We start from the raw sequence: 26,799 nt of genomic DNA, 5'->3' as shown, positions 1-26,799 counted from the left end.
AATTCTAGGGCTTTATTGAAATTGTTTTCATGGATCTTTTTAATGTTTTCTTGATGGATTGCCTCTTCTAACGAAGTCTTGCTGGCTTTTATGGTTATGGTGAAAAATAAAAGGTTCAGTGTCATATAAAATCACCTCCTAAATGTTTTCTGTGAGCTATTTCATGATTTTTGGACACAAAAAGACCGCAGGAAGAAAACCCCTGACGGTCTTAAGACATAAAAAGGCCGCAGGAAACACATTTCTTCCTACGGCCATAAAGTCATGATAATAGCATGGATAAGTAAGACTTTACAAATTGCACCGGTTTGGTCGAATGTGTGAAAATTGATATTCAGTTTGGGCATCTACAACAATTTCAAAATAAACTTTAGTCATGTCATCCGACCTCCTTTTTACAATTTATCATTACACTGGTAAGTATATCCAAAACTCAATTAAAAGTAAACCATTTAATTGCCTATTTTTCAAAAGTTTTTTCGTCAATATTTTTACAAAAAGATAATTATGTATCTAACATTCAAGGATTAAAGCTGTTTTTTAAACAATAGGCTCTGTTAAACTAGTCTGTTGATTGCAGCGAGAGGCACTCGCTTTCCGCACCAATCAACATGTAACAATTCAATAATGCGATTTAACATAGCTAAAAAATAAAAAAACCCAATGGTTGTCCATTGGGTAGTATCATTTATTATTTAATTTATTTTTAAAAGCCTTTGATCTAAAGAAATAGAAAATAGATCCGCCTAGGAAACCAACTGATGAACCAAACATGACATATGTGTCAAATTCACTCTTGCCTTCGGATGGGATAACTGCTCCCAAATAAAAGAAAACCCCAACAGCTAAAAGAGTAATAGCGAATCTTTTATTATCGACCATCTTGTTTTGGCATACTTTATTCTGTTTTTCCATATTTATCCCACCTACACTTTCATAAAAAATCTACTCTATTACTCTATCACGAAGTAGAAAAGAGAGCATTATGAAACTGTTGGGAATAAGAAAAGTGAAGTACAAAATATCTGAGAGTGGCATAAGATTAATTTTTTTTGTAATGGCTCTATACATTAGACTTTTGGTTTTAGGCAATAAAGATTGTCCGTTAATTTCCTCTCCAGGCACTTGCTTTCCGCTTCAATCAACACAGTAAAATTACACTATAGGCGACAACCATTATAAAAAAACTAAATAAAAAAAGGAAATAGGATCTTCCCCCATTTCCTTTAGTTTGTTATTTATTTTAATGCTTGAGCTAAATCTTCAATTAAATCTTCAGCATCTTCTAATCCTACCGAAATACGAATCAAACCATCCGTGATTCCTAACTCAGCACGTCGCTCAGCTGGGATAGAAGCATGAGTCATACGAGCGGGTACGGATACAAGGCTTTCTACAGCTCCAAGGCTTTCAGCCAGTGTGAAGTATTTTAATTTAGATAATACTTCATCTGCTCTTTCCGCACTTCCGACATCGAAGGAAACCATCCCCCCAAATCCATTTGCTTGCTTTGCAGCTACTCCATGATTTGGATGTTCTTTTAGACCAGGGTAGAAAATTTTACTTACAGAAGGATTAGAGCTTAAGAATTCAACAATTTGTCTAGTGTTCTCTTCAATCTCTTCCATCCGGACTCCCAAGGTCTTGATTCCACGAATTAGAAGCCATGAATCCTGCGGACCTAATACCCCACCTGTAGAATTCTGTACGAAGTGCATATCTTGACCAAGTTGATCATCATTCACCACTACAAGGCCAGCGACAACATCACTATGACCACCAAGATATTTCGTTGCACTATGAAGTACGATATCGGCTCCTAATGAGATTGGATTTTGCCAATATGGCGTGCTGAATGTATTATCTACTATCAATTTCAATGACTTTTCTTTTGTAAACTGAGCAACAGCTTCAATATCTGTTATCTTCAGCAATGGGTTTGTCGGTGTTTCTAAGAACACGGCTTTTGTATTTGGTCGAATTTCCTTTTCAATATTAGCGACATCACTTGTATCGACAAATGTTGCCTCAATACCAAATCGGTTCATGACTTTTGAAATGACGCGGTAAGTTCCACCATATACATCATCAGTGAAAATAATATGATCCCCCTGGTCAAAAAGCATGACAACAGCTGTAATAGCGGCCATACCTGAACCAAAGGCAAATCCTCTTTTTCCACCTTCAAGGTCTTTAATCAGTTCTTCCAATGCATGTCTTGTAGGATTTCCTGTACGACTATATTCAAATCCTTTAAAGTTTCCAATACCTTCTTGTTTATATGTGCTCACTTGATAAATAGGGGTGGAAACTGCTCCTGTATGTGGATCACCAACTATGCCACCATGAATAAGCATCGTTTTCTTTTTCATCCTAAATGCCTCCTTGATATATTTTCTTACTCAAATATCTTTCACTAGAATCCGGGAATACCACTACAATATTGGTTCCTGGCTTTGCTTTTTCAGCTTCCTTCAATGCTGCGTAGAATGCTGCTCCAGATGAACTGCCTACTAGTAACCCTTCTTTTGCCGCAAGCTCTTTCACATAATGGAATGCATCTACATCAAGCACTGTATGAATGCTGTTAAAGTATTCGGAATCCATATAACCTGGTAAAAATTCCATTCCAATGCCTTCGGTTTTATGGGGACCTGATTCGCCCCCGTTTAGAATGGAGCCCTCTGGCTCAACGATAACCGTTTTAACGTTTGGATTCTTCTCTTTTAAATAACAAGCTGTTCCCATAAATGTTCCGCCAGTTCCAGCACCAGCAACAAATACATCTACATTCCCGTCAAGCTGTTGCCAAATTTCAGGACCCATCGTCTTATAATACGTTTCTGGGTTAGATGGATTTCCGAATTGCTGTGGACAATATGAATTTGGAATTTCATCAAGCATTTCCTTCGCTTTTGCAATGGCACCCTTCATACCTTCTGCAGTCGGAGTATTGACAACCTTAGCCCCTAATGCCCTCATCAGTTCTTGTTTTTCCTGACTGAATTTCTCTGGGACACAGAATATGACTTGTATGCCTGTGTTAATGGCAGCTAATGCCACGCCAATCCCCGTATTCCCTGCTGTCGGCTCGATGATCGTTCCTCCCGGCTTTAGCTCTCCACTCTTTAGAGCGGCTTCTAGTAATTCTTTGCCTAAACGATCTTTTACGCTACCACCTGGATTAAAAAATTCTAGTTTTGCATATATATTGACACCTTCTGGTAGTGAAAAATGAGATATTTGAAGCAAAGGGGTATTGCCTATTAAATCATGTATGCTTTTGTAGACATTCATTTTCAAAACTCCTATCGTCTGAAACCCCTAGTTTTGTATATGCAAATAGTTGAATGTTGCACTAATATTTTTATTCCTAAAAAATTGGCCACTTCATTGACTTACTTCTCTACGAAGTACAAATAGGAGGATTACTGTCAATCATTGACCGCAATCCTCTAAAGCTTAATCAGTTTTTTAATTGCTCTACCATTTTCACGACTAATTGTGAAGAATGATGAGCTGCTTTTTCTAGGAAGTTTTCAAAGCTTACGTTTGATTCTTTACCAGCTATATCGGAAAGTGCTCGAATGACTACAAATGGCACGTTGAATTGGTGAGCTACCTGGGCAATTGCCGCTGCTTCCATTTCAACCGCCTGCAGATCGTGGAATTTTCCACGCACGAATTCTACACGTACTGGATCATTCATGAATGAGTCACCAGTAGCAATTAGTCCTTTGGCCACTGCTACTTCATGAATGGACTCTGCTGCTTTCAAAGTAACTTCAACCAATTTTGCATCTGCTTGGAATGCAGCTGGTAATTGAGGCACTTGTCCATACTCATAACCAAATGCAGTTACATCAACATCATGATGTCGAACTTCAGTGGAAACGACAATATCTCCCACATTTAAATCAGGAGAAAATCCTCCTGCAGATCCAGTATTAATAATAAAGTCTGGTTGGAATTTGTCTAATAGAATGGCAGTGCTCATAGCTGCATTCACTTTACCAATTCCAGATTTCAATAAAATTACATCTACACCATTTAATGTACCTGAATTATATTCACAACCAGCAACAGTCTCTTGTTGCAGATTTTCTAATTGTCCTCTAAGTATAGTCACTTCTTCTTCCATTGCTCCAATGATGGCAACTTTCATGGTACAACCTCTTCTCGTATTATAGTTTGGTTGCTTCTAGAATCCAGACAAAATCATTGCAACGAGAAAATTTCACTTCAAAGCCTGCTGCATCCAAAATTTCATTCAGAAAAGGGATAGTAGTGTAATACTCAGTCTGCAAGTCATTAGCAAGATTCAAAAAGCCTTTTTCTTCAGCATTTTTGATTGCTTGATTATACGATTCCTTTGTTTCGTACATCGTATCCGCAAAGACTATTTTACCACCAGTTGCAAGTAGGTTTCCATAACCACGGACTGCTTTTTCCTTTTCTTCATCCGTTAAGTGATGAAATGCATACGTACTGACTATGCTATCAACCTTTCCATCAACTGAAAATTCTAGAAAGTCCCCATCTTTTAGAATTACATTCCCTGCTAATTTCTCTTCTGCTATTTTCTTCATTGGCTCGGAAGGCTCAATTCCTGTAACCTTGTGGCCTTTTTCAAGTAATTTCTGAGTTAAGTTCCCGGTACCTACACCAAATTCAAGCACATGACCAATTGATTTATCCGCAACAGTCTTCAGAATTTGCTCATAATGACGGAAAACCTCTTTATACTCTTCATCGTGTCCAATTACAGTCTCATCATATGAATCTGCCCAGTTTTCAAAAACATCGAGAAATTCTCTACCCATAATACGATTCCCCTTTAATTTATATAATTCCTATGGATATAGTATGAATTAAAATTAAAACTGTTCTAAATTTAACACATGATGTGCTTAATCTTCAAGTATTAAAAACTGAGCCCATTTGGTAATATATTGTTTGGTATATCATATTCGGTATAAGGAGGCATGGATCTTGAATATTCATTTTGATTTGATGGAAGACAAAGTAGAATTTTTTGAAGCTGAAAGTATACAAGAACTGGAAAAAAAGATTGCTAATCAAATTGAAATTAACAAAGCTATAATGCTGCGTGTAAACTCTGTATCCCACCAAATGTTTGTCAGTGAGGAAGGTAGACGATTTTATAGTGCGGTCGTACATTTCCGTGCTAAATAATGGTGATATAATGCAAGTTTGTCGAAAAATCGGTATTTCGTGATTTTTGAAAGTATTTTGTGCGTTTTCGAATGTAATTTTGGGTTTTCGATTGTATTTTTGAGATATCGAAAGTATTTTTAAGATTTCGAAAGTATCTTTGAAAACTTGGCTAGCGCAAAGCCTTATCGCTGGCGATTGCCTAGTTGCACTTATACTTTATTCCTAAAATTGGCTACTTACTTATCTGCTGCCAATTTATGATTTCTTAAAAGAGACTAAAAAAGAGGTGGACATCCCAAATTATGCGGGAGACCACCTCTAAACTATCATTTCTTTTTGTCGTTAACGATTAATTCTTCAACTTTCGTTGGCTTCCAGCCTTGACCGTCTATCCAATCGATATACACTCTATACGTAACACTATTATCTTTTGGAGAGATAGTTCCGATTGCTTGGCTTGTAGGATTTTCTCCTTTTTGAAGCCACCAAAGTGTATAGCTCCCCTCGGTCTGGCCAGCACCATACATAATTGCCTTTTCCATTTCGGTCCAATCAGTTCCATCTTTGGTGAAATCAGCACTATGTTCTCCTGTTTGGGCGGTCCCCACTGGCTTCCAACTATCATTTGTGTAGGCGGTTCGAACGTTATCTCCACTACCCTCAACCTCTACTTTTGCATTTGGATCGGTTGTTGATAAGTCGGTTTCTTCTTCAGCCACTTCTTCTGTTTCTGTAGCGGTCTCTTCAGTTTCGGAATCTGAATCTGTTTCTGATTCTGTTGATTCTGTTTCTTCTTCCTCTACAGTAGTAGTAGCAGTTTCTTGTTTAGTACTTTTCTCTTCAGTTTCAGACTCCGCTTTCTTTTTATCGTCAGCTGTAGATGCCTCTTCGTTTGAACCACCAAGGAAAATGGATCCTCCAACAATAAAAATTAATACGATGACAATGCCTAGCAATATATTGTATATCCTGTTGATTTTCCTCTTTTTAGTTTTCATATCAGAGCGAGTATTGTATCTAGATGAGTCAAATCCATTCCTCATAAATAAATGTTCCCCCTTTAAACAAAGCTAAAGCCATTCTACCATGTCCTTCCCAAGCTTTGAAGTAATATCTATTCTTGTTCACGATGATCTAAATTGTATAATCCTGCCACCATATCCGCGAATAATCTTTTTACCCCCTCATCCCCTTCAGTCGCATCCAGTCTAACGGTAACTAGTGCGTATTTTGGCTTTTCAAAGGGAAAATAGCCTGCAAACCAAAGGTTTTCTTTATCATGTTCTTTGTTGGTTTCCGCTGTCCCAGATTTCCCTGCAACTTTATAAGGCAAATTGTTTAACAGCGCACCCGTTCCTTTAGAATTCGTTACTACTTCTCTTAGCATGGATTGCAGCTTTTGAGCTGTGAAAGAAGAAATAGAATTGCCTTCGATTTTTTTAGAATCAAAGTCAACCAATAAAGTACCGTCGGCGTATTCGAGTCGATCGACAGCTTTTACCTTTTCCCTTTCTCCTCCTTTTGCGATAGTCGCCATCATGTTGGCGATCCCTAGTGGAGTGACCTGCACATCCTGTTGTCCAATCGCAGTTTGGGAGATTAAGTTTTTATCCTTGTTGTACTCTTTTTTGAGCCATATTCTTCCTTGTTCCTCTTTATACAATTGTTCAAATGAGTCATTGTGGAATAGTTCCCCAGTCCATCCTGAACGCTCAACAAGATTCAATTTTTCAGCATATTCTTCAAGTAATTCAGGGTTTTTAGTCTTTAAATCGTTGGCTAATTCAGCAAAAGTCCGATTGCAACTTTGTGCAAAACTATCCACAAAATTTAGCTGACCTAGTTTTCTTTTTACGTTTTCACTTTGACCCAATATATTTTGATCACAATTAAACATTCGATCAGATTCTGTATCTATTATACCATTCTCAATGGCTGCTGCAGCCACGACCGTTTTGAATACGGAACCAGGTGTCGCCCGTTTGAACATGAAGTTATGCGCACCTTGTCCTTCATTGGGATTATCACTTACGTCAGGCTTTGACACGAGGGCCCTTATTTCACTCGTTTCTATATCAAGCAAAATCAATCCCCCCGTTTGAATATGATGCTCATCTACTAATTTCTCGGCTAGCTTTTGAGCTTCTTTATCAATCGTTGTGATGACCTTGACTGGATAATAGGGGTTGGAGGGAGATAAATATTTCACGTCCAATCCAAACAATGGCCCCCCTGTTCCATCAACGTGGAACACGAGTTTAGACTCTCCGGTTGAAAGTAAAACTTCATCAAATTGTTCTTGAAGCCCTTTATCGCCGAATTTCGTATTTATGGACAATTCCCTGTCTCCATATCGTTTTTCTTTTATTTCTGCAGATTGTGTTAAACCACCAATCAGTTGCTGTGCTGGGACATGTTTCACACCAAAATTTTGTTCCACGGCAAAAACACCAGGGATTTTAAGGTTATTGATTTGTTCCATTTGCCAATTAGATAGCTTTATGGGCTTTCCATCCTTTAAGAACGGAAACGGCTTTTTAGCTTCTTGTATATCAGCTAATAATATTTCTTCTTTAATTCCTGCCAAACTTGCAATCGTTTTGGAAGGCCAAGTCATTTTCTTTAAAAAAGGAAATAAGATTAATGTCGGGATTTCCTCATGTCCAAGTGGATTTCCAAACCGGTCGTAAAATTTACCTCTACCATCGTCTACCGTAACGGTTTGTGTTCGCTGAGCCACACTTGCTTCAATTAAATTGATATTATGCTTTGAAAAAGATTCAGTATCGATTAATTGTAGTTGGGCGATTCTCCCCAACAATGCACATATAAGGAGCATTTGAATAATTGCAAATGTATAGAGTCTTTTTTTCTTCAACATAAAAACACCTCATCAACAGTGTCGACGAGGTGCGGTCATTTAAAACATAATGTTTATTATTTTACAGAGATAATGCGTACATTCATTTCTCCACCAGGAGTCTGAACGACTACTTCATCGCCTACTGTCTTTGTTAAAAGACTTCTAGCGATTGGTGAATCATTTGAGATTTTGCCTTCAAACGGATCAGCTTCCGCACTACCGACAATTGTGTAAGTTTCTTCGTCTCCGTTAGGAAGCTCAATAAAAGTAACTGTTTTTCCTAATGTAACTACATCAGAATTCAATTCATCTTCTTCGATGATTTTAGCATTACGGATCATATTTTCTAGAGTAGTAATACGGCCTTCAACGAAAGCTTGCTCTTCCTTCGCAGAATCATACTCAGAGTTCTCGGAAAGGTCACCGAAACTACGAGCAATCTTAATGCGCTCTACAACTTCTTTACGTTTTACAGACTTTAAATTTTCAAGCTCTTGCTCAAGCTTAAGCTTACCTTCTTTTGTCATTGGGAAAACTTTTTCTGTAGCCAAACTTTTTCACTCCTTCTTAGTCTCTATCAAGGTTTTTTGCCCCGATAATCCAACACAAAAAATTATGTTATTCGACCTTTAATAATAGCTTTCGGTCTAATGTAGCTCAGTGCGGATACATTTGGTTATGTAAATGGATTCCCTTAAGAGGAATCCATAGATAAGTGCGCGTCCTTTAAGGGCGCGCATCATTAAATGTAGTTCACACATTTTGAGTATACAAAATCAGCTTGTACTATTTATTTCTATATACTTTATCTATGCAATGTTATTACAAAAATGACTTTTGTTCAAGAATTGTTTTAATTTTTGTAACCATTAAGTCAATAGCAACATGATTGTGGCCGCCTTCAGGTATAATAATGTCTGCATAGCGTTTTGATGGTTCGATAAATTGATTATGCATTGGCCTTACAACATTTACGTATTGGTCAATAACTGATTCAATTGTTCTTCCTCGCTCATTGATGTCCCTAGCTAAGCGACGTAAAATACGAATGTCTGCATCGGTATCAACGAACAATTTAATGTCCATTAGATCACGAAGACCTTCATCTTCTAGAACAAGAATCCCTTCAAGGATGATAACATCTTTTGGTTCAACGCGAATTACCTCATTAGAGCGTGTATGAATTGCATAATCATAAACAGGCTTCTCAATTGGTTGGTAATTCAATAGTTGATTGATGTGTTCTTTGAGATAGTCATTGTCGAAAGCCAATGGATGATCATAGTTCGTTTTCAGTCTTTCTTCCATTGGAAGATGACTTTGATCTTTGTAGTAGTAATCTTGCTCTAACATGAGAATGGAATGCCCTTTGAATGTCTCATAGATTGAGCGGGTAACGCTAGTCTTCCCTGATCCGGATCCCCCCGCGACCCCAATTACAACGGGTTTTTTCTTCATGCTAGTTCTCCTTTACGCATCATGTTGTAAGGATAAACAGGCTTGTCTACTTTGAACTTGACAATCTGAAGCGGATGTCGAGCTGCGTCCAGTTCATTGCCTTTCTCATCCCAGATAGTTTCAATTTTAGTAGTGAAGTTTTCAATTTCAGGTCCGAAAAATTCAACTTCCTCACCAGGTTTGAAATAATTCCGTTGTTGTAGCGTAACCATTTGGGATTCTGCATCATAGCCAAGAACAAGACCCACAAAGTCAATTGTAGTCTTTTTGCTATGGTTCCCAAACATTTGCTCCTTATACCCTGGTGTTCCTTCAAAGAACGCTGTGGCTGTTTCTCGGTTTGCACATTTATCCAACTCTTCAAGCCATTCTTTCTTAATCTTGAAGTTTTCTGGATCCGCACAATACGCATCAATGACTTTACGGTATACACTCACTACAGTGGCTACATAGTGAATGGATTTCATACGACCTTCGATTTTTAAACTATCGATACCTAACTCAATCATTTGAGGAATGGATTCGATTAATTTTAAATCCTTAGGACTCATTGCGAATGGCGCATCTTCTGCTTCAAAAAGAGCCAATTCTTCATCGCTGCTCATTCGGTATAAGTCATAATCCCATCGACAGGATTGACAGCAACCACCACGGTTTGAATCACGTGCAGTCATATGATTTGAAAGGGTACAACGTCCAGAGTAGGCTATACACATAGCACCATGAATAAAAGTCTCGATTTCAATGTCGACTTTCTCTTTCATTTCACGGATTTCATCTGCACTTGTTTCACGTGCCAAAACAACACGCTCTAATCCTTCTTCCTTCCAATACTGGACTGCTTTCCAGTTAGACAGGGATTGTTGGGTGCTCAAGTGAACTTCCACATTCGGAGCCACTCGACGGCACGTTTCTATAATTAAAGGATCAGCTACGATAATCCCATGTACACCAGCTTTTGCGATACCACGGAGATAATCTTCCAGACCATCGATATTTTCATTGTGTGCAAAAATATTAGTAGTGACGTAGATTTTAGCACCATATTGTTTGGCGAATTCTACGCCCTCTTTCATTTCTTCAAAAGTAAAGTTTCCTGCATTTGAACGAAGACCATATTCTTGACCTCCGATAAATACAGCATCTGCACCGTATCGAACAGCAATTTTCAATTTTTCTAAGTCTCCAGCCGGAGCTAAGAGTTCAGGTTTTTTGACAATCACCCTTTTACCATCAACAATTGCAGAAATTTTATCAGTAATAGCTTTCAAGGCTATTCCTCCATTCCATTTCTATTAATAAACTGTTTCTTTAAAGAAGAAGCCAGTATCCAACGGACGATTTGTCGGTTGGATCGCTTCAATTTTTTCCACTAACTCTGTTTTGATATCGTCATATGCATCGATGTCATCTACACAAAGATCGATTGCTTTTCTATATAGGCTCGTGATTTCTTTAATATATTCAGCTGACTTTTGAATCCCATCGATTTTAAAGGAATCTACACCAGCTTCAATCATTTCTTGAAGCTCATCAATAATACAAATATCATTTGGACTCATGATGTGAGTGCCATTTTCATCTTCGAAGATTGGATATTTATTTTCTCGTTCCTTGTCATGAAGGAACATATCCTTTTCATGCTTGCGGTTTTCAACTTCCATTGCCTTACCCTGATATTCAAAGTAATTTCCAAGTAAAGAACGCTTCGATTGGAACATACAAGTCATTCCATGAACTTGCACTTCAATTTCAACTTCGGCATTTTCCTTCATTTCAATGATGGCATCCATATTTATTTCACGGGCTAGTACAGCACGTTTTGCGCCTTTTCTGCCCCAATAATTACATGTGTAATAGTTTGTTGCAGTCGTTTCAGTATTCCAATGTAATGGCATATCCGGTGCCACTTCACGTGCGACCATAAGTACTGCTGGGTCACCAAAAATGATCGCATCTGCTTTCACAGATTGAAGGAAGGTAATATACTCACCCAATGCCTCGATTTTATCATTATGGAAAATGGCGTTCATTGCGACATAAACCTTTTTGCCAGCATGGTGTGCCATTTCAATTGCTTTTGCTACGTCATCACGTGAAAATTCTCCAGCTAAGCGTAGTCCAAACTTCTGTTCACCAATAACAAACGCATCGGCACCAGCTTCTATTAAGCCTTGAATATCCTCAACGCTTGTAGGCGTTACAAGTAATTCAGGTTTCTTCATTGCGTTCACCTCTTATTTCTTTAGCGATATTGCAACCCCGTCGCCTATTGGCAGGATTGTTGTATGATAATCAGGATGGTCAGTCAACCAAACGTTAAAATCCCTTATTTTCCTTACAAGACTTCTGATCCTTCTTTGATCGATTTCTTTTTCATCCATTGCTACTAATCCTTTGTACAGGACGTTATCAGTAATGATTAAACCGTGTTCAGATAGTAGAGGTGAATAAAGTTCGAAAAACTTCCTATATTGCCCTTTGGCAGCATCAATAAAAATAGCATCAAACTGACCATGTTCTGCAACTCGATCTTGTAGTTCAAGTGCATCCCCCGTTAAAAGGACTATTCTATCCCCATGCTTAGATCTTTTGAAATATTGTTGAGCCTTTTCAATTCGCTCTTCATCTCGTTCTAGGGTAACGATGGTGGTTTCTGGTAAGGCATCGGCCATCCGAAGAGCTGAATAACCGATAGCAGAACCAACTTCTAATATTTTTTTCGGTTTATGAAGCCTTAATAATTGAAGAAGAGCTTCCATTCCTATCAAATCCATAATGGGCACTTCATGCTGTGAAGCATATAGTTCCATTTCTGTAAAAAGAGCAGTTCTCTCTGTTACTAAAGATGTTAAATATGTCTCCATCTCTTGTTTCATGAAGTACCTCCACACATTACAATTTAACTATTTTACTAAACAATTGGCTAGCCTTCACGCAAGAAAGAGACGTAGCTGTACTTAATAATTAGGAACTACGTCGCGACTGCCAATATATCTATCTGAATTACAAGAAAAAACTCGGCTAGCGCCGAGGAATGATTGAATAAAAAATCACTTTATACATTTTACCATAATCGATTGTAAATTGCTAAACAATCTATCCTTTAAAGGATGAGTCTTGCTTCCACAGTTGGACGAGATAACCATTTAAAAGATTAGCCAAACTCTTAAGAGCTTGACTAATTGTATTACTTTTAGTTATTAGTAATGTGCTTGGCTTTTTCTCGATTGTGTTCATCCAACGTTTTTGTAAAGATTACTTCCCCCGTCGATGTGGCAAGGAAATATAGGAAGTCAGTATCCGCTGGCTGTAATGCTGCCTCAATCGAAGATGCTCCCGCATTGGCAATCGGACCTGGTGGTAGACCTTTAACCTTATACGTATTATACGGTGAATCTACTTCTAAATCTTTATAGAGTACACGGTCTTTGTGTCCACCTAACGCATACAGAACAGTTGGGTCTGTTTGTAATGGCATACCTACATCTATTCGATTATAGAAGACAGAAGATATTTTTTCCCGTTCGACTTTTTCAGTTGCTTCCTCTTCAATCAAAGAAGCCATCGTTAGTAATTTATGTGGGGTATATTCTTTTTCTTCCATGACTCCTTGATATTCAACAAGTACTTCATTTGTCTTTTTCAACATCACATTTACGATTTGTTCTGTTGTTGGATTTTCTTCAAAAAATTCATAAGTTGCTGGAAAAAGGTATCCTTCTAGAGAGAATTTAATATTTTTATTAAAGACCTCGTCCGTTATTAGATCAGGAAATTGAGTCTGCATTTTTTCCACAAACGCTTTACTATTCATTTCAGCAAGCAGATCCTCTGCATCTTTGCCAGTTTTTTCTGCAATGATTCCCGCTATTTGTGTAAGTTGTTTACCTTCAGGAATGGTCATCTTCAAAACTGCTTCCTGCATGATTTTACCTGATTTAATGGAAGCAAGAATTTCCTTGAACGTCATCGAAGGAGATAATTTGTACTCACCCGCTTGGAATCCAGCTTCATTTCTAAACTTAATATAATATTTGAAAACGCGCGCATCTTTAATAATCCCATTTTCCTCTAAGATGTTCGAGATCCCTGAAACCGAAGAACCAATTGGAATTTCAACGGACTTTAAGCTTTCATCTTCAGGATTGACAGGCTTTAGCGCTGAATTTACATAGGCATAGATTCCAGCAGCCGAACCGCATATAACAAGGAAGATAATAAGTGATGTAATCAAAACTATTTTCCTTACGACTTTAGCTTCGCTTCTACGTTCAGAAAGCTTTTTAAGCATAAAATCCTTCTTTGATTGATTTTCAGACATAACTTTCCCCTTTCATATTAGAAAAGCGCAAGAATATGATCCGCTTTTTTCTTTATCTATAAATCAAATACTATTTGGTTTAATAAGTTCACCACGAATCATTATACTAAAATTTTGACCTAAAATCACAATTTCCGACAAAGTTTTAAAAACCTGAATGGAATAGACACATAAAGTCCAAGAAATTTGTCGATAATGTTGGACAAACTGGGGGTATTTTTTACAAGTAACTTCCAATTTAATAGACATTTTTCTAGAAACACTTGTTAATGATCATTTCCATTAATATTGATGTTAAATTGGTACATTAATGACCCATCTCCTGAAAGATTCCTAATATAAAAAAGCCCTTCACGCATACGTGAAGGGCTTCCTCATTCATTTTTACTCTTCGTCTTCTTCTTCATCAAGGAATGTGTTTAGCATTTCCTCAATTAAATCCCACTCTTCTTCTGTTTCGATTGGTGATAATTCACCATCACGATTGTCTTCGCTTGGTACAAAAGAAGAAGCATGGATTTCAATTTCGCCATTCTCATCTTCTTCACCGATTGGGTAGTACAATACATATGATTTACCAAATTCATCCGAATCAAATGTGAAAAGCACTTCGCAAAGTTGTTCGTTACCGCTTTCGTCAACGATTGTAATATTGTTTTGTCCGTGTTCCATTCTGGTCACCTCATTAGTTTTTTGACACGCTGTCCAAGTATCCTTGAAGAATCATGACAGCAGCCATTTTATCAATAACTTTCTTACGCTTGGCTCGGCTCATGTCGGCCTCCAATAACACTCTTTCGGCAGCCATAGTCGTCAAACGCTCGTCCCACATTACTGTAGGTAAACCAAACTTGACTTCTATTGCCTTTGCATAGGCTTCACTCGCTTCTCCACGAGGACCTATCGTACCGTTCATGTTTTTGGGCCAACCAACAACCACCTTTGATACTTCATATTCATTCACAAGTTCTCCGATTCGATCTAACCCAAGTTGCTTTTGCTCCTCATTGATTTTAATCGTCTCAATTCCTTGCGCTGTCCAGCCCATCGCATCGCTAATAGCGACTCCGACGGTTCTTGAACCTACATCTAATCCCATAGTCCGCATTATGCTTCCTCACGATTGTGCTTTAAGTAAGATTTGACTAATTCCTCGATAATTTCATCCCGTTCAAGCTTACGGATTAAATTTCTTGCATCCTGATGGCGCGGGATATAGGCTGGATCTCCAGAAAGAAGATAGCCGACAATTTGATTAATCGGGTTGTAGCCTTTTTCCTGAAGAGCTTCGTGTACTTGAAATAGAACCTCTCTAATATCACGTTCAAATGGCTCTTCTGGAAAGTTAAATTGCATCGTCTTATCAAAGGAACTCATACGTGCACCTCGCTTTAAGAGTTCAGTTTTTTATTGTACCCTTTTCAAACTTCCCAATCAAGTTATTGGTCATACCCTTAACTTGATTGGAAAACTGGTTATTATTACTACCATTGTACACTATCAGTCTGGGATTATGAAATTGATTTTACCCATTCTTGAGCAAATTTAAGCGCTGAGTCCAATTGTTCTGGATTTTTCCCACCAGCTTGTGCCATGTCTGGACGACCACCGCCACTGCCTCCACAACGAGTTGCAATTTCTTTTATCAATTTTCCAGCATGGTAACCTTTTTTGATTAAGTCGTCCGTTACGCCTGCAATCAGGTTTACTTTATCCTCTTGGACTGAACCAAGCACTAGAACAGCAGAGCCTAGCTTTTGCTTTAGTTCATCCGCCATATTACGTAGGTTATTCATATCAGATGCTTGTACTTTGGCAGCCAATACTTGTACTCCATTTACATCTATTACATTATTAACAAGATTTCCTGCTTCTATATTTCCAAGCTTAGATTTTAAAGAATCATTTTCACGTTGTAATTCTTTAATTTCACCAAGTAATGCATCAATTCTAGTAGGAACATCTTTTGGACTTGATTTTACTTTTGTAGCTGCTGTTTTTAAGATACCGATTTGGTCCGTTAGGGTCTTATATGCAGCCGCTCCAGTTACAGCTTCAATCCTTCTTGTGCCAGCACCAATACCGGATTCAGATACAATCTTGAATAATCCGATTACAGCTGTATTAGGAACATGACATCCTCCACAAAGTTCAATGCTATAATCGCCAACTTGAACGACGCGTACGATATCACCATACTTTTCTCCGAAAAGAGCCATAGCTCCCATTGCTTTTGCCTCGTCAATGGCTTTGTTTTCAATTACTACAGGTGTACTCTTCCAAATTTGCTCATTGACAATCTCTTCAATTTTCTCAAGTTCTTCCGGCTTAATTTGTCCAAAATGAGAGAAATCAAAACGTAGGCGGTCAGTTTGAACAAGAGATCCAGCTTGGTTTACATGTTCCCCAAGCACATCTTTCAATGCTTGGTGAAGTAAATGAGTCGCAGTATGATTTTTTACGATATGGCTTCTCGATTCAACATCCACTTCTGAAACGACACTTGCACCAGATTTTAATACACCATTCTCAACCATAACACCATGTAGGTTTTGTCCATTCGGAGCTTTTTGTACGTCTTTCACTAAAAGCTTTACGTCTTCATTTACGATAAAGCCTTTATCTGCAATTTGTCCTCCACTTTCTGCATAAAATGGAGTATCGCTAAGGATGACTTGCACTTCTTCACCAGCTTGTGCTTCTTCAATCAATTCACCATTTTTCACAATGGCTACGATTGTGCCTTCTGCTTCAAGATTATCATAGCCAACAAATTGACTTTCCACCTTGATTTCCCCTAAAACTCCACCCTGGACTTGCATGCTGTCTACATCTTGACGAGCAGCACGAGCACGCTCACGTTGTGCTTCCATTTCTGTTTCAAAGCCAGCACGATCAATTGTCATGCCTTCTTCCTCAGCATACTCTTCAGTCAAGTCAACTGGGAAACCGTACGTATCATAGAGACGGAATACATCAGATCCTTTAATGACTGAGCTTCCGTGCGCTTTTTCCTTCTTGATTACTTCAGATAATATGTGAAGACCTTCGTTCAATGTCTCATGGAAACGCTCTTCTTCATTTTTTACGATTTTCGCAATGAAATCACTTTTTTCTTTTACCTCAGGATAGAATTCATGCATGATTTCGCCAACGACAGGCACTAGTTCATACATGAACGGGCGGTTGATATTGATTTGCTTCGCGTAACGAACCGCACGGCGTAAAAGTCTTCTTAATACATAGCCACGGCCTTCATTGGAAGGCAATGCTCCATCACCGATCGCGAAAGCCACAGTACGGATATGGTCAGCGATTACCTTGAAAGCAACGTCTTTATCTTTATCCACACGGTACTTTTCAAGCGAAATTTCTTCCGTAGCATGAATGATCGGCATGAATAGATCTGTATCAAAGTTCGTTGGAACATCTTGAATGACTGAAGCCATACGCTCTAAGCCCATTCCAGTATCGATGTTCTTTTTAGGAAGCGGCGTGTATGAACCATCTGGATTATGGTTGAATTGTGAGAAGACAAGGTTCCAAACCTCTAAATAACGTTCATTTTCTCCACCTGGATATAACTCAGGATCACTGAAATCATCTCCATAAGCAGGACCACGATCGTAGAAAATCTCAGTGTTCGGACCACTTGGACCTTCCCCGATATCCCAGAAGTTCCCTTCTAGACGGACGATACGTTCTGCAGGTACACCAATCTTTTTGTTCCAAAGTTCAAATGCCTCTTCATCTTCAGGATGGATTGTAACGGAAAGTTTTTCAGGATCAAATCCAATCCACTTCTCATCTGTTAAGAATTCCCATGCCCAAGTGATAGCTTCTTCTTTGAAGTATTCACCAATGGAGAAGTTACCCAACATTTCAAAGAATGTATGGTGACGAGCAGTTTTTCCTACGTTTTCAATATCATTGGTACGAATTGATTTTTGTGCATTCGTTATGCGTGGATTATCTGGAATAACACGGCCATCAAAATATTTTTTTAATGTTGCTACCCCTGAATTGATCCATAATAATGATGGGTCATCATGCGGAACGAGTGGTGCACTTGGTTCTACGTGATGTCCTTTTTCTTTGAAGAAATCTAAATACTTTTGTCGAATTTGAGCGCCAGTTAGCTTTTTCATAATCGTTTCCCTCCTGAAAATTGGTAAAATATGTAAATTTAGACACAAAAAAAGCTCCCATCCCCTGACAGGGACGAGAGACATAACTCGCGGTACCACCCTGATTATGGACTCAACTTTCAAGTCCATCACCTTAGAATCACCTTAACGCGGTTAAACGGTAGGAATTAGCTACACTCCGGATTAGCTTTCTGTTATCCTTCATCTGGAATTTCTTTCAGCCTAGGAAATTCCTCTCTTATGTGTCAAACACTCAGATGGACTATAACATACTTGATCCTTCAACGTTTTACTTATAGTTAACCTATAATCAGGATTATAGGCAGAAGAGGGACGTTTGTCAATATTTGCTGAATATCCGATTTTCATTCATTGATTGAGCTTTTCTGTATTTTTTCCTTTCTAGCAAGGATGTAGTGAGTACGGGCATGCATAATGGCTACCTTAAGAATCGCTAAAATGGGAACAGCGATTATCAAACCTACTACTCCACCTACTTCTCCACCAATTAGCAGAGCAAGCATAATCATTAAAGGGTGCATATGTAAGCTCTTGCCTACAATAAGTGGCGAAAGGATATTTCCCTCCAAAAATTGCAATCCAAAAACAATGATAATAACAAACAACACCATTTTTCCCGATAATGCTGCTGCTATAATGATTGCTGGAACAGCTCCTATCACTGGACCAAAATAAGGGATTACATTCGTAACACCAATGATGAATCCTAGAATCAATGGATATTTCAAATGGATTAACCAAAATAGAATGGTAGAAATAAGTCCAATCGACACACAGACGATTAATTGACCCCTGATATAACTTCCGAGGGAATGTTCGACATCCTGTAAAAAAGATATCGCAGTTTTTCTCCATTTGTTTGGAGTTATATACCAAGCCCCTCTTTTGATATCTTCAAAATCCTTTAACATGTAAAACGCTATAAATGGGATGATGGCAATCAAAAAAATGAAATCCATAATTCCAGTCAAATAGCCCGTTACCTTTGAAAAAAGGGCATCGATTCTATTTTCTACAAAAAGGATCCCCTTATCTATTTTTTCTTTGAAGGCTACTGGCCAATCAGAAGTATGATGATCTAGTTCATTTAAAAAACCTCGATATTGTTCAGTAAAAACTGGAGCGTTTTCAGAAAGATCCTTCACCTGTTGAATCATAATTGGCACTCCCTTATAAAGGGAAAAACCCAGTCCACCGAAAAAAAGCAAGTAAATGATTACAACTGCGATTCCTCGTTTCATTCCTTTTTGATGAAGCAATTCCACGACTGGATGCAGAAGATAACTGACAAATGCAGCAATTAAAAAAGGAATCAAAACCGTCATGATAATTTGAAGGACGGGCATCCATAGAGGTTTTAATATAAAAAAAACATAAATTACTACAAATAATAACAATAAGAAGCCTAATCGATAGAACCATTTCATACGTATATTCATTCGACTACCTCCTCTTCACCATCATTACTTATAATCGTATTGTTTACGGAGATGGTGATTTCATACAGATTTGTAAGGTCAAGTGTTTGGGTATTTTTCATTAAAAACACAACCAAAAAAGTCTTGCCAGCGGTGGCAAGACTTCATCATTTTACAAAAAGGACTTCACATTTCGTTTCAACTGTTTGATGGATATTTTGAGTCTCATCATTCATCCACCTAAATCACATGGTGTAGCGGCGATCTTCCTCTTCAAACAGGTCATCAAGTGAACTAAGGCTTCCGTCTTCCTCAACTTGGTGAGTATTGATTATACCTTTTGAAACTGACAATTCAATAAAACATCCCCAGCAATAATATTGATTTACACCAATTTTACCAATATCCTTACTGGAGCAATTTGGGCATTTAATCACAATTTGACACCTCACTGAACGGCTTCAGGAATGACGATGGTATCCTCTCCAAGTGATGGTGGATTGTGTGTAGATAATGGGAGTTTTCCATCTGTAAGATCCGAAAAGAAACCATTGGAAATTTCATATGCTACAATATTGCCCAAATTTTCCGTAAAATATACATCTTCCAACACACCTATCGTTTTTCCGGTTCGGTTCCCAATGACTTGTTTGCCGGCTATTGAATCCTTGTGATGGAGCGTATATTCGTATGGTTGAGGTTTTATTTTGGTTAAATCATCACATTTAAGGTATATCCCATCACTTTCGAACAGTTCGATTTCTTCTAAAGGAATTTGGACTGTCCTTTTGAGGATTGCAGATCTGCTTAAGAGAACTCCTGTCACTTTTCCCTCTTCAGAGATGGTCAAATCACAAGCTTCACCAATTTTTTTCCCGTTTTTACTGTACAAAGGCAAGCCTTTTAGCAATGAGAATGTTCGCAAAGTACACCATCCTTTCCGAACATTCATATTATCCGTTTATCTCTATAAAAACATGAGGTGTAACGTTTTCCATGCCAATCATAACCACAGACTCAAAAAGAAAGAGCTTAGTCAAAAGTAATCTTACCTTTGACTAAGCTCTTTCCCTTTAATATGGTTTAACCGAAATTTCATTTGAGTTAATCCAGCCATAAATTCCTTGTGGAGTTCGAATATTGTACCAAATTTCACCACGGATATTCAGGAATTTTAGAAACGTATATACTTCTGTTCCTTGGGATAAAGTAGCTTTAACACTATAATCTATTGATGCACCTTTTCTTACTACACCATATTTCCCACTAATAGTTCCTACACCATAATAGTCCACATAATTCTGGAGATATAGGCTTTCTATCCAGCCTTGATATCTGCCAGTATCCACTTTATACCATAGCTGACCTGAAAAGGTCATGAATGTATCTACTTGGGTGACAATCATTCCTTTTTGTAGAGTTGCAACTGGTGCATATCCCCCGTGTGCCCCTCTCCTGATTTCAATCTGGTCTGTAATAAAAGCTTTTTTTCCTGCTTCCGGTGAAGGCACTTCAAATTTTTCTAATAAAGCCCAACCTGACTTATAACCATGAGTAACAACAGATACCCATTTACGCCCATTAATTCCAACGAAAGTATCTCTTACATAAACGCGGGTTCCTTTCGTCATTGTAAAAACAGTTGGGTAATTATTTGTTGCTCCTTTTTTAACTTCTACCTCATTTGTAATAGTAATTAGGTTCTTTGAAATGATTTCTTCTTCTGCATTTACTTTCAGTGAAGGCTGCTGGTTGATGACAAATGATAACATTAAACAAGCGCATAAAAATAGAAACTTTTTCATTTTTACCTCCCCAATTTCTTCAATACAATATGATATACACGAGTATAAAGAAAAATATTACAATACTATATACTCATCTTCTCTATATCAAGAAGGGATGTATCATACTACCATGAAATCATAAAGTGTAACGTTTTCCATCGAAACGTAATTAACTTTTTTAGGAGGATAATTCTGAATTTACATTATTTTACAATTACTGACAATTCATTTATGATATTATTATAAGCGTACTTGAATGCGAAACGGAAAGGGGATTTTTCATGTTTAAAAAATTAGCAAGTGAAGCTTTAGGACTTAGTGATATTGGTGAAATTATCAAACCTAGTGACTATGACAAAACAGAGGCAGACGATTTTGTTCTAAGTGAAGATAATGAAAAGATTTTCTTTCTGATCAAATCTAAAAAGGATGAATATTGCTTTACAAATCTAGCACTGATCCATGTTGATGGAGATTCCGCGGTAAGTTCAAAGCGTAATTTAAAACGATATGATTATGTATTGCACGAAATAAGTGGAGTAAGTATCGAGACTGCAGGGACAATCGATTTAGATATCGAGTTGAAATTTACAATTGGGAATAGAGAATTATCCATCGATGTGCATAAGAAGCATGCTACAGCAGTAGCTGATATTTACAAAGCACTACTTGCAATTTCAATGATACAGAAGGACAATGCAAGACTTCTTTCTTATGGAGACAAAAGCCTTCAAGTAGCTGAAGAGGTTATTAGAAATAATCGCACTGTTGAAGCTAATGTATCCCAAGAATTCGGTAATATTGCTAATTTTGTCAATACTTGGTTGACTAATATACATACTAATCACACTACCAAAGATTTCTCTAATGTTTTTCAAAAATATATTCAAAATTAATTAGTTGTCCTAAAATGTTAGACGAATACAAAACAAGAGTTGTTCTAGTAACAACTCTTGTTTTGTTTTTCAATGAAAGAAGTTAACTAAGAACTAGAGAAATTGATTGCAGCGAAGGGCGAACGCCCCCCGGAAAGCAAGCGCCTGGAGCGGAAATCAACCTTTTCTTCTACAATACATATCAAAAATGACAAAGGTATCGAGAGAGCGTACTCTCGTTACATTTTGTCGACAATCTAAAGAGTTGTTCTAGTTACAACTCTTGTTAAAAAATTATCCAATATTTACTTCCATGAAATCATAAGGTGTGACGTCTTCCATGCCAATCAGCGGATCGGTATTCCATAGAACTTCTTCATAGGATTTAGTGGTATCACCGGATGTCATTTCGCTTTGCTCTTCTTGTGTTTGATGGATGGTCAATTTCAGTTTTTCTAGGAGTGTGGTTTTTCTCGATTGCTCAAGGTTTTGTTGAATCCCTGTTCTTAAGGCTTCTTCTTCTCCACAAAGAATTAAAAACTGCTTACTTCTAGTAATCCCTGTATAGATGAGATTTCGACGTAACATTCGATAATAGCTTTTTACAATAGGCATAATTACAATCGGAAATTCACTACCTTGCGATTTATGGATGGAGCAACAATAAGCATGGGTAATCTGGGTTAAATCTTGGCGTGTATAAGTCACTTCGATTCCTTCAAATGAAACAATTACCAGATCTTGTTTTTCTGTATTTTCCTTAGCAAACAAGATTGAAATAACCTCTCCCATATCCCCATTGTAAACACCGCTTTCAGGTTGATTCATCAATTGCAGGACTTTATCACCTACTCTGTAAACAACCTCACCGAATGGTAGTTCCCTTCTTGCCCCATCTGTATTAGGATTAAATATTTCCTGAAGCATTTTATTCAGACTATCGATTCCTGCAGGTCCTCTATACATTGGTGCTAAGACTTGGATATCTTTAGAAGTGAATCCTTTTTTCTTAGCATTTAAAACAACTTTTTCTACTACAGCTGCAATTTGAGATGTACTACATGGAAAAAAGGAACGATCCTTCTGTTGTGTAGCTATGTTGTCTGGCAAGCGGCCTTTTTTTATTTCATGTGCCAATTCAATTATGGAAGATCCATCAGATTGTCGATAAATCGTTTCAAGTTTTACGGTTGGTACACATTCAGAAAGAAGTAAATCCTTTAACACTTGCCCTGGACCTACTGAAGGAAGTTGGTCTTCATCTCCTACCATAATCAGTTGTACGTCATTTGGTAGAGCCTTAAATAACTGGTGTGCAAGCCAAGTATCAACCATTGACATTTCATCAACAATGACAAGCTTTCCTTCAATCGGATTGTCTTCATTGCGACTGAATCCTTCACTTCCATTCCAGCCAAGCAATCGATGGATGGTTACTGCAGGCAATCCTGTTGATTCGCTCATTCTTTTAGCAGCCCTTCCGGTTGGTGCCGCTAAAATGAATGGAAAAGGTTCGTCATTTTTATACGCTTTAATATCCATAGAAACTCCATGCAATTCAGCGAAGAGCTCGACGATGCCTTTTATGACGGTCGTTTTCCCTGTACCTGGACCACCGGTTAAAAGAAGCATAGGTGACATTAAAGCTTTTTGTATAGCGTCCTTTTGGGCAGGTGCATACTCAACCTCTAAACGCTCCTCTAGTTCTCCTAACGCCATCAAAAATTCTGATTCTGGAAATTGGTCTTTATATTGTGTCTGCTGTAGGATTTTATGGATATTGTTCACAATGCCTTTTTCTGAAAAATATAGCGAGGGAGTGAATAATCTTCGTTCTTCAATTACAAGTTTATTTTCTTCTTGGAGCTTCAAGACTTCTTGAGAAATTTCTTTAAATTCGATTCCATCTCTCTTATTCTCTTCAAGAAGTTTTTTTACAGAAATCAAAAGATCTTTTGCTTCCATGAAAACATGACCCTCTTGGATGCAAGAAGATTCTAGCGTATATAAACATGCTGCTTTGATACGGTCAGGATGACTACCGCTTATTCCAAGCTGAAATCCTAATTCATCCGCTCTTCCAAAACCAATACCCTCAATATCTTCCACCATTTTATATGGATTAGACTGAATTAAACTCAACGTATCTTGTTTATATACTTGGTAGATTTTCATCGATAATTGTGGGCCAAAACCATATTGATTTAGAGCGATCATAATTTGCTCCAACCCCTGGTGTTCCACTAGAGTATCGTATAGCATTTTTGCCTTATCCCCGGCAAGTTTAGGAACACTATCGAGCAAGGAAGGATTTTCTAATATTTTTGAAATCGCATTTTCACCGATGGTATCTACTATTAATTCGGCTGTTTTTTTTCCAATCCCTTTAAACAAGTCACTGGATAAGTAATGAACAATTCCTTCCTTTGTCTGAGGAATGTCCTTTTGAAATTGTTCTACATGGAATTGAAGGCCAAACTTTGGATGATCCTTCAATTGGCCGTAAAATATGTAGGTTTCATGTTCATACATTTGAGGGAAGTAACCTGTCACGACGGCTTCTTTTTCATCGTAGACTGCATTCGTTTCATCCACTCGGATTCGAACTACAGAGTAAAGATTTTGGTCATTATGAAAGATCGTGACAAGATGTCTACCTTTCATAAATATTCTCTGCTTATTCCCATCCGCAAATAAATCCAATGAGTGCTGCATGTTCTTCCCTCCTTAAATTATTACTTTGTTTGTAATCATTATATATTTACGTAGATGAAAAAGGGATTCCCATTTCAATCTAAGCAATAAATTCTACTTTTTATTCATTCATCGCCGCTTCAACCATTTTCTTACCGTTTGCAGCTAGAACATGATCAGGCTGGATTTCGAGTGCTTTTTGGAAATATCCTAACGAAGCCTCTAAATCCTCTTTATAGCCCGCATAGGCCACTCCTAAATTGTAATAAGCATCTGAATGGTCAGGAGCAAGCTTGATGACTTCATTTAATTCATTGATTAGCTCTTCATACATTTCAGCGTTCGCCAGACACAATGCATATTGGAAACGGGCATCGGCATCCTCAGGATTTAATTCTACACTTCGTTGTAAATAGGGCATCGCGAGTTTCGGCTGATCCAAACTTAATAAAGTCATGCCAAGCATAAAGTACGTATCGGCATTATCAAGGCCGGCACGTAGTGATTTTTCAAACATATCTTTTGCTTCTATTAGCTTTTCTGCATCAAAATATAAATTTCCTAAAGAATAATAGGCAGCCCCAGCTTTTTCGTCCAGCTCGATTGCCTTTTTGAAGAAATTCTCAGCTTTTTGTAGTTCTCCTACAGCAGTCAATACATTTCCGAAGTTAATATAGCCAACAGGATCATTCGGATTTTCCTCTATTACTTCTGAGAATACTTTAACTGCATCCTCCCATTTTCCTTCTTTCATAAACTGAATACCTTGTTGATTCTTATCCATAATAAACTCCTCACTATCCAAAAATTCTACTAAACAGTATACCACAACAACAGGCTGAATAGCTGAATAGGGTCAGACCCCATATGATAGTTAAAAATCCCTCTGCCTATGTGACAGAGGGATTAGTTGCATTAACCTACGTATGTCAGTCTTTCACCTTTAAGATATACTTCGTCGATAGTTCCTCCACCTAGGCATTCGTCACCATTGTAGAATACTACTGCTTGTCCAGGTGTTACTGCCCGAATTGGTTCGTCAAAAATGACTTGTGCCTCACCATTCGGCAAAAGCTTTACAGTGACAGCATTGTCAGCCTGACGATATCTGAACTTTGCCGTGCATGTTAGTTCCCCATCTTGAGGAACTTTCCCTACCCAGCTAATATCGACAGCTTTAATTGAATCCGAATAGAGTTTCTCGTTTTCAAAGCCTTGTTCAACATAAAGTACATTTTTCTTTAAGTCTTTTCCAACGACAAACCACGGATCTCCGCTGCCACCGATACCTAGACCTTGACGTTGCCCAATGGTATAGTACATTAACCCGTCATGTTTACCTTTTACTTCTCCATCCAGAGTTTCCATATTACCTGGCTGTGCTGGCAAGTAATTGCTGAGGAATTCCTTGAAATTTCGTTCCCCGATAAAACAAATACCTGTGGAGTCCTTCTTTGCGGCAGTAGCCAAACCAGCCTCTTTTGCAATTTCACGTACCTTGGATTTATCAATGCCACCAAGAGGGAACATCACTTTTTCAAGCTGATCTTGTGTTAATTGATTCAAGAAATACGTTTGATCCTTGTTTTCATCAATGCCACGTAGCATTTTATATTCGCCGTCACGGAACACAACTTGTGCATAATGACCTGTAGCCAAATAATCGGCTCCAAGATTCAGTGCATGCTCTAAGAAAGCCTTGAATTTGATTTCTTTATTACACATCACATCTGGGTTAGGCGTACGTCCTGCTTTATATTCCTCTAGGAAATACGTAAACACCTTGTCCCAATATTGTTTTTCAAAGTTAACAGCATAGTATGGAATACCAATTTGGTTACAAACCTTGATGACATCCTCAAAATCTTCCGTAGCTGTGCAAACTCCATTTTCGTCTGTATCGTCCCAGTTCTTCATGAAGATTCCTACCACATCATACCCTTGTTGTTTTAACAAAAGAGCTGCGACAGAAGAATCTACGCCACCGGACATTCCCACTACAACTCGGGTATCCTTTGGTTCTTTTTTCATGA

Annotated in this window: 27 protein-coding genes and 1 other annotated feature; of the genes, 2 read left to right on the top strand and 25 right to left on the bottom strand. The window is 37.9% G+C overall.

The genetic code is table 11. The features are described from left to right. The 6 genes from G3O09_RS12665 to G3O09_RS12640 form a co-directional block, all read right to left on the bottom strand. A partial coding sequence (locus G3O09_RS12665) for a YrzI family small protein (protein WP_163101858.1) occupies nucleotides 1-125 on the bottom strand: 125 nt, incomplete at its 3' end. Between the two features lie 559 nt (nucleotides 126-684). Further along, the gene (locus G3O09_RS12660) at nucleotides 685-915 is read right to left on the bottom strand and encodes a YrhC family protein (protein WP_163101857.1); all 231 of its coding nucleotides are present in this window, start codon (nucleotides 913-915) and stop codon (nucleotides 685-687) included. Between the two features lie 323 nt (nucleotides 916-1,238). Continuing rightward, nucleotides 1,239-2,372, bottom strand: coding sequence for a bifunctional cystathionine gamma-lyase/homocysteine desulfhydrase (locus G3O09_RS12655; protein WP_163101856.1), 1,134 nt, complete (start codon nucleotides 2,370-2,372; stop codon nucleotides 1,239-1,241). Between the two features lies 1 nt (nucleotide 2,373). Further along, nucleotides 2,374-3,297 carry a PLP-dependent cysteine synthase family protein gene (locus tag G3O09_RS12650; protein WP_163101855.1) on the bottom strand — a complete coding sequence of 308 codons (924 nt, stop codon included), beginning with the start codon at nucleotides 3,295-3,297 and terminating at the stop codon, nucleotides 2,374-2,376. Between the two features lie 169 nt (nucleotides 3,298-3,466). Next, nucleotides 3,467-4,165 carry a 5'-methylthioadenosine/S-adenosylhomocysteine nucleosidase gene (gene mtnN, locus G3O09_RS12645; protein ID WP_163101854.1) on the bottom strand — a complete coding sequence of 233 codons (699 nt, stop codon included), beginning with the start codon at nucleotides 4,163-4,165 and terminating at the stop codon, nucleotides 3,467-3,469. Nucleotides 4,166-4,184: 19 nt separating this feature from the next. Continuing rightward, the gene (locus G3O09_RS12640; protein WP_163101853.1) at nucleotides 4,185-4,823 is read right to left on the bottom strand and encodes a class I SAM-dependent DNA methyltransferase; all 639 of its coding nucleotides are present in this window, start codon (nucleotides 4,821-4,823) and stop codon (nucleotides 4,185-4,187) included. Between the two features lie 169 nt (nucleotides 4,824-4,992). Between G3O09_RS12640 and G3O09_RS12635 the strand changes: the two genes are divergently transcribed. After that, a complete protein-coding gene (locus G3O09_RS12635) occupies nucleotides 4,993-5,196 on the top strand; it encodes a DUF2536 family protein (protein WP_163101852.1) in 204 nt (67 codons plus the stop codon). A gap of 308 nt (nucleotides 5,197-5,504) precedes the next feature. On the opposite strand, the gene G3O09_RS12630 is transcribed toward G3O09_RS12635, so the two are convergent. The 16 genes from G3O09_RS12630 to G3O09_RS12555 form a co-directional block, all read right to left on the bottom strand. Continuing rightward, nucleotides 5,505-6,221 carry a YrrS family protein gene (locus G3O09_RS12630; RefSeq protein WP_163101851.1) on the bottom strand — a complete coding sequence of 239 codons (717 nt, stop codon included), beginning with the start codon at nucleotides 6,219-6,221 and terminating at the stop codon, nucleotides 5,505-5,507. A 71-nt stretch (nucleotides 6,222-6,292) separates the two neighbouring features. After that, the gene (locus tag G3O09_RS12625; protein ID WP_205439653.1) at nucleotides 6,293-8,059 is read right to left on the bottom strand and encodes a peptidoglycan D,D-transpeptidase FtsI family protein; all 1,767 of its coding nucleotides are present in this window, start codon (nucleotides 8,057-8,059) and stop codon (nucleotides 6,293-6,295) included. A 56-nt stretch (nucleotides 8,060-8,115) separates the two neighbouring features. Further along, entirely contained in the window at nucleotides 8,116-8,592 is a 477-nt protein-coding gene (greA, locus tag G3O09_RS12620; RefSeq protein ID WP_163101850.1) for a transcription elongation factor GreA, read from the bottom strand. Nucleotides 8,593-8,863: 271 nt separating this feature from the next. Continuing rightward, on the bottom strand, nucleotides 8,864-9,499 hold the full coding sequence (udk, locus tag G3O09_RS12615) for a uridine kinase (RefSeq protein WP_163101849.1): 636 nt from the start codon (nucleotides 9,497-9,499) through the stop codon (nucleotides 8,864-8,866). After that, entirely contained in the window at nucleotides 9,496-10,770 is a 1,275-nt protein-coding gene (locus G3O09_RS12610; protein WP_163101848.1) for a peptidase U32 family protein, read from the bottom strand. Before G3O09_RS12610 ends, udk begins: the two co-directional genes overlap by 4 nt. 24 nt (nucleotides 10,771-10,794) lie before the next feature. Beyond that, nucleotides 10,795-11,724, bottom strand: a complete 930-nt coding sequence (locus G3O09_RS12605; protein ID WP_163101847.1) for a peptidase U32 family protein — start codon at nucleotides 11,722-11,724, stop codon at nucleotides 10,795-10,797. Between the two features lie 12 nt (nucleotides 11,725-11,736). Beyond that, complete coding sequence (locus G3O09_RS12600; RefSeq protein ID WP_163101846.1) at nucleotides 11,737-12,378, bottom strand: O-methyltransferase; 642 nt, start codon at nucleotides 12,376-12,378, stop codon at nucleotides 11,737-11,739. A gap of 317 nt (nucleotides 12,379-12,695) precedes the next feature. After that, nucleotides 12,696-13,823, bottom strand: coding sequence for an endolytic transglycosylase MltG (gene mltG, locus G3O09_RS12595; protein WP_163101845.1), 1,128 nt, complete (start codon nucleotides 13,821-13,823; stop codon nucleotides 12,696-12,698). Nucleotides 13,824-14,207: 384 nt separating this feature from the next. Beyond that, the gene (locus G3O09_RS12590; protein ID WP_163101844.1) at nucleotides 14,208-14,495 is read right to left on the bottom strand and encodes a DUF1292 domain-containing protein; all 288 of its coding nucleotides are present in this window, start codon (nucleotides 14,493-14,495) and stop codon (nucleotides 14,208-14,210) included. A gap of 13 nt (nucleotides 14,496-14,508) precedes the next feature. Further along, the gene (gene ruvX, locus G3O09_RS12585) at nucleotides 14,509-14,931 is read right to left on the bottom strand and encodes a Holliday junction resolvase RuvX (RefSeq protein WP_205439652.1); all 423 of its coding nucleotides are present in this window, start codon (nucleotides 14,929-14,931) and stop codon (nucleotides 14,509-14,511) included. Continuing rightward, on the bottom strand, nucleotides 14,931-15,200 hold the full coding sequence (locus tag G3O09_RS12580; RefSeq protein ID WP_108669496.1) for an IreB family regulatory phosphoprotein: 270 nt from the start codon (nucleotides 15,198-15,200) through the stop codon (nucleotides 14,931-14,933). Before G3O09_RS12580 ends, ruvX begins: the two co-directional genes overlap by 1 nt. Nucleotides 15,201-15,334: 134 nt before the next feature. Then, on the bottom strand, nucleotides 15,335-17,971 hold the full coding sequence (alaS, locus tag G3O09_RS12575; protein WP_163101843.1) for an alanine--tRNA ligase: 2,637 nt from the start codon (nucleotides 17,969-17,971) through the stop codon (nucleotides 15,335-15,337). 66 nt (nucleotides 17,972-18,037) lie between these two features. Beyond that, nucleotides 18,038-18,265 (bottom strand) — a binding site (T-box leader). 71 nt (nucleotides 18,266-18,336) lie between these two features. Beyond that, the gene (locus G3O09_RS12570; RefSeq protein ID WP_163101842.1) at nucleotides 18,337-19,431 is read right to left on the bottom strand and encodes an AI-2E family transporter; all 1,095 of its coding nucleotides are present in this window, start codon (nucleotides 19,429-19,431) and stop codon (nucleotides 18,337-18,339) included. A 224-nt stretch (nucleotides 19,432-19,655) separates the two neighbouring features. Further along, nucleotides 19,656-19,847 carry a hypothetical protein gene (locus tag G3O09_RS12565; RefSeq protein WP_163101841.1) on the bottom strand — a complete coding sequence of 64 codons (192 nt, stop codon included), beginning with the start codon at nucleotides 19,845-19,847 and terminating at the stop codon, nucleotides 19,656-19,658. Nucleotides 19,848-19,858: 11 nt separating this feature from the next. After that, on the bottom strand, nucleotides 19,859-20,335 hold the full coding sequence (locus G3O09_RS12560; protein WP_163101840.1) for a PRC-barrel domain-containing protein: 477 nt from the start codon (nucleotides 20,333-20,335) through the stop codon (nucleotides 19,859-19,861). Between the two features lie 148 nt (nucleotides 20,336-20,483). Next, nucleotides 20,484-21,215, bottom strand: coding sequence for an SH3 domain-containing protein (locus G3O09_RS12555; protein WP_163101839.1), 732 nt, complete (start codon nucleotides 21,213-21,215; stop codon nucleotides 20,484-20,486). 263 nt (nucleotides 21,216-21,478) lie between these two features. Between G3O09_RS12555 and G3O09_RS12550 the strand changes: the two genes are divergently transcribed. Continuing rightward, the gene (locus G3O09_RS12550) at nucleotides 21,479-22,093 is read left to right on the top strand and encodes a PH domain-containing protein (RefSeq protein WP_163101838.1); all 615 of its coding nucleotides are present in this window, start codon (nucleotides 21,479-21,481) and stop codon (nucleotides 22,091-22,093) included. A 273-nt stretch (nucleotides 22,094-22,366) separates the two neighbouring features. Here G3O09_RS12550 and recD2 read toward each other — a convergent pair whose 3' ends face one another. The 3 genes from recD2 to mnmA form a co-directional block, all read right to left on the bottom strand. Then, nucleotides 22,367-24,787: an SF1B family DNA helicase RecD2 gene (gene recD2, locus G3O09_RS12545; RefSeq protein WP_163101837.1), complete on the bottom strand. Its 2,421-nt coding sequence runs from the start codon at nucleotides 24,785-24,787 to the stop codon at nucleotides 22,367-22,369. A 100-nt stretch (nucleotides 24,788-24,887) separates the two neighbouring features. Continuing rightward, on the bottom strand, nucleotides 24,888-25,550 hold the full coding sequence (locus G3O09_RS12540; protein WP_163101836.1) for a tetratricopeptide repeat protein: 663 nt from the start codon (nucleotides 25,548-25,550) through the stop codon (nucleotides 24,888-24,890). A gap of 131 nt (nucleotides 25,551-25,681) precedes the next feature. Continuing rightward, nucleotides 25,682-26,797, bottom strand: a complete 1,116-nt coding sequence (gene mnmA / locus G3O09_RS12535) for a tRNA 2-thiouridine(34) synthase MnmA (protein WP_163101835.1) — start codon at nucleotides 26,795-26,797, stop codon at nucleotides 25,682-25,684. Between the last annotated feature and the right edge of the window lie 2 nt (nucleotides 26,798-26,799).

The sequence above is a fragment of the Peribacillus alkalitolerans genome (assembly GCF_010882125.1).
GTDB classification, from domain to species: Bacteria; Bacillota; Bacilli; order Bacillales; family DSM-1321; genus Bacillus_BN; species Bacillus_BN alkalitolerans.
This window is presented reverse-complemented; position numbering and strand designations above follow the sequence as displayed.